The following is a 2,553-nucleotide window of genomic DNA, read 5'->3' on the forward strand; positions in this document are numbered from 1 at the left end:
CTACAAATTCACACAATCACGCTACGCATTTCTGGGCATACCCTCTCGAACCGTCCTCTGAGACAGCGGCACAGGCTGGGTTGATTGGCCTTGACGATGAAGATGTAGTGGCCGCCGCGGGCGAGGATGTGCCTGGCGTGCTCGTGCTGGGTGTGCATGGCGTCGGCGGTGATGACCTTCCTGGCCAGGTCGAGGTGGTCCAGCAGCGGGGTGAACGCGCCGATCTCGTTGCTGTGGGCGTCGATCTGGCGTTGGGCGAGCACGAGTTGGCCGTGGTGCAGTGTGGCCGACAGCAGGTGCACCGCGGCGCCGTCGGTGGTGCGGCTGCCGCGCAGGGTCTTGCCGTCGATGGCCAGTCCGGCCGGCCCAGGTCCCGTGTCGGTAGACGGGGCGCCGGTCAGTGCCGCCAGGTAGGCGCCGATCCGTTTGTCCAGGAGCGATGCGGGCGGTGACCTTCTCGGCGGTGGGATAGTTGTTGGCGGCTGCCCAACCCTCGCTCCAGGCGTTGCAGGTCATCGCGGGCACGATCGAGTTTCTTGGCGCGGGCGGTGGCCGCAGCCTGGGCGCGGGCCGAGGAGTGCACGAACACGCGCCGCAACGTGAGCACCGCATCGCGTTTGCGCGGCCCGGCCAGGCTCATCGCATCCTCGATCACGTGCCAGCTCCCCCGCCGGTCGGCGTTTTTGCCCGCGTCCCGTGCGGCGACGTAGTCGACCCGAGTCGCCGCACCCAGGTCCAGGCCGCGTAACGCCTCCACCTTGACGTAGGTCTTGGAGGCCGGGGCGATGAAGCCGGCCCCTTCGCCGTCGATCGCGGCCAGGTTCGCGTACGAGATCAGCTTGGAATCGCCGATCATCAACATGCGCTGCCGGCCGGCGAGCTGCTGCAGCGCTTTCATCGTGCCGATGACCTGCCCCACCTCCCCGGCGCCGCCGTCGAAGGCCCGGTGGAAGAGCGGGACCGCGCCATCACCGCTCACCGCGATCCCGGCCTGGATCTGCTTCAGATCCGGGCGGCGATCCTTGGGATGGCCGAACTTCGGCGCCGGGAACCCGTCTTCGGTCTGCTCGTAGTCGCCGTGCAGGGAGATGGAGGTCATGTCCCAGTGCATGCGGCAGACATCGACGCCGAACGTCTCGATCGCCCGCAGCCCGATCGACCCGACCAGGTGATCCAGATGCGGGGCGATCGCGTCCAGGGCCCGCCCGATCCGGTCGTCGTTGAGCAGGTCGGGATCGACCCCGAACGCCTCGGCCACGGCCCACGTCCTGGCCCACTCCTGCACGTGGACCAGCGGGGAGGGCGAGGTCAACCGGTTGGCGACCAGCACCTCGATGACCTGTCCGTGCGTCAACTCGGCCACATCACGCACCGGGCACGCGTCATCGATGATCTGTCTGATCCGTAACCGGGAGCAGAAATCGGCCACCACCGGCAGCGCTCCGAGCATCTTCTCCACGCTCGGAGCGCCCCACTGCGCTCGCTGTCTCACGAGCCACAGGAACTATCGCTCCGCCCGGCTGTGATCAACCCGCCGCGCCGGAGACGCCCCAACCACCCCGATGTGCGGAAAACGGGTCTAGCGCTTCAGCCGTAGATAGAGATCTTTCTGGTAGCGGCCTGGTAGGGCGTGTAGCGAGACAGGTACTGCCACCGCGATCATCGAGTGTTTTGCTGACAATCAACGGTCAAGCGATGACCGAGCGGTGACCGCAGGCCATAGCGTAGCCGCCTCGCGATGGCAGTCGATGTTCGATGAGCTCGTCGGCCGGATCTCCGACCGATTCTCCCGCAGCGAGCCACAGCGGCGAGTCCGGCCCCAGCACCAGCGGCCGCACCACGCCGCGTCCCCTGGAGCCGACGACCCCCAGGTCCGCCTTCGCCGAGGCCTCGACGAGGGCGGTGACCGGGTGGACCGACACGACGGCCGGCACGGTGTCCACTCCGGGATGCTTCTCCCGCCATTCCCTGAGCGTTCGGTCACGAGCTCCTCGTGCGCCCGCCGCACCTCGTCGAGGTCATAGACCGTCGAGGTGGCGTAGACGTACGTCGGCAGCTGCCAGGCATGCACCACCCGCTCGGTAGCGCGCTCCGCCTGCCCGCGCAGGACATGGACGGGATCCCCGTCGATCATCTCGGTGGTGATCTCGGGGCCGGGCTGCGCGCGGCGTCGTCGGCCGCCCACCCCACGGCGGCGGGGACGGCGGGTGAGCTGTCGGTCGTGACCACGATCGGTGCCGTCATGGCTGCACCATTTTATTACTACCTTTCCTAAAAATCGGATTATTAGACCGCCTAATGACCAAACCCGCCCACACAGGCACTCGATCACTCCCGGAGGTTATGTGCGCTGGTCAGCGGCCACTGGGGGACATGCTGCGCCCACACCTCAATGGGTGGCGTTTTTCACCCCTGTGCGGGAGCGGTCGAGTGGGGCTTGCCGTTATGGGATCATCTGTAACGGCTGTGATGGTTTTCGATGAATGGTGCAATCGTGACGTCTGCTCCCAGTCTGGTGATCGGTGGCCGTTACCGGCTGCTCCGCCGGCTCGG

The 2,553-nt window shown here is 67.0% G+C and carries 4 protein-coding genes; 1 reads left to right on the forward strand and 3 read right to left on the reverse strand.

Annotation, left to right across the window (positions count from 1 at the left end):
- Positions 1-8: 8 nt before the first annotated feature.
- From ACFHYQ_RS10385 to ACFHYQ_RS10395, 3 genes are all read right to left on the reverse strand, one after another.
- The gene (locus tag ACFHYQ_RS10385; RefSeq protein ID WP_394300906.1) at positions 9-470 is read right to left on the reverse strand and encodes an ISAs1 family transposase; all 462 of its coding nucleotides are present in this window, start codon (positions 468-470) and stop codon (positions 9-11) included.
- A complete protein-coding gene (locus ACFHYQ_RS10390) occupies positions 398-1,492 on the reverse strand; it encodes an IS1634 family transposase (RefSeq protein ID WP_394300903.1) in 1,095 nt (364 codons plus the stop codon). Before ACFHYQ_RS10390 ends, ACFHYQ_RS10385 begins: the two co-directional genes overlap by 73 nt.
- Positions 1,493-1,688: 196 nt before the next feature.
- Positions 1,689-1,943 (reverse strand): adenine nucleotide alpha hydrolase family protein, encoded by a 255-nt coding sequence (locus tag ACFHYQ_RS10395; RefSeq protein ID WP_394300904.1) that lies wholly within the window; start codon positions 1,941-1,943, stop codon positions 1,689-1,691.
- Between the two features lie 122 nt (positions 1,944-2,065).
- Here ACFHYQ_RS10395 and ACFHYQ_RS10400 point away from each other — a divergent pair, with 122 nt between their 5' ends.
- Positions 2,066-2,275: a hypothetical protein gene (locus tag ACFHYQ_RS10400; RefSeq protein WP_394300905.1), complete on the forward strand. Its 210-nt coding sequence runs from the start codon at positions 2,066-2,068 to the stop codon at positions 2,273-2,275.
- Positions 2,276-2,553 lie beyond the last annotated feature (278 nt).

The organism is Sphaerimonospora cavernae (genome assembly GCF_042435035.1).
In the GTDB taxonomy this organism is placed as follows: Bacteria; Actinomycetota; Actinomycetes; order Streptosporangiales; family Streptosporangiaceae; genus Sphaerimonospora; species Sphaerimonospora cavernae.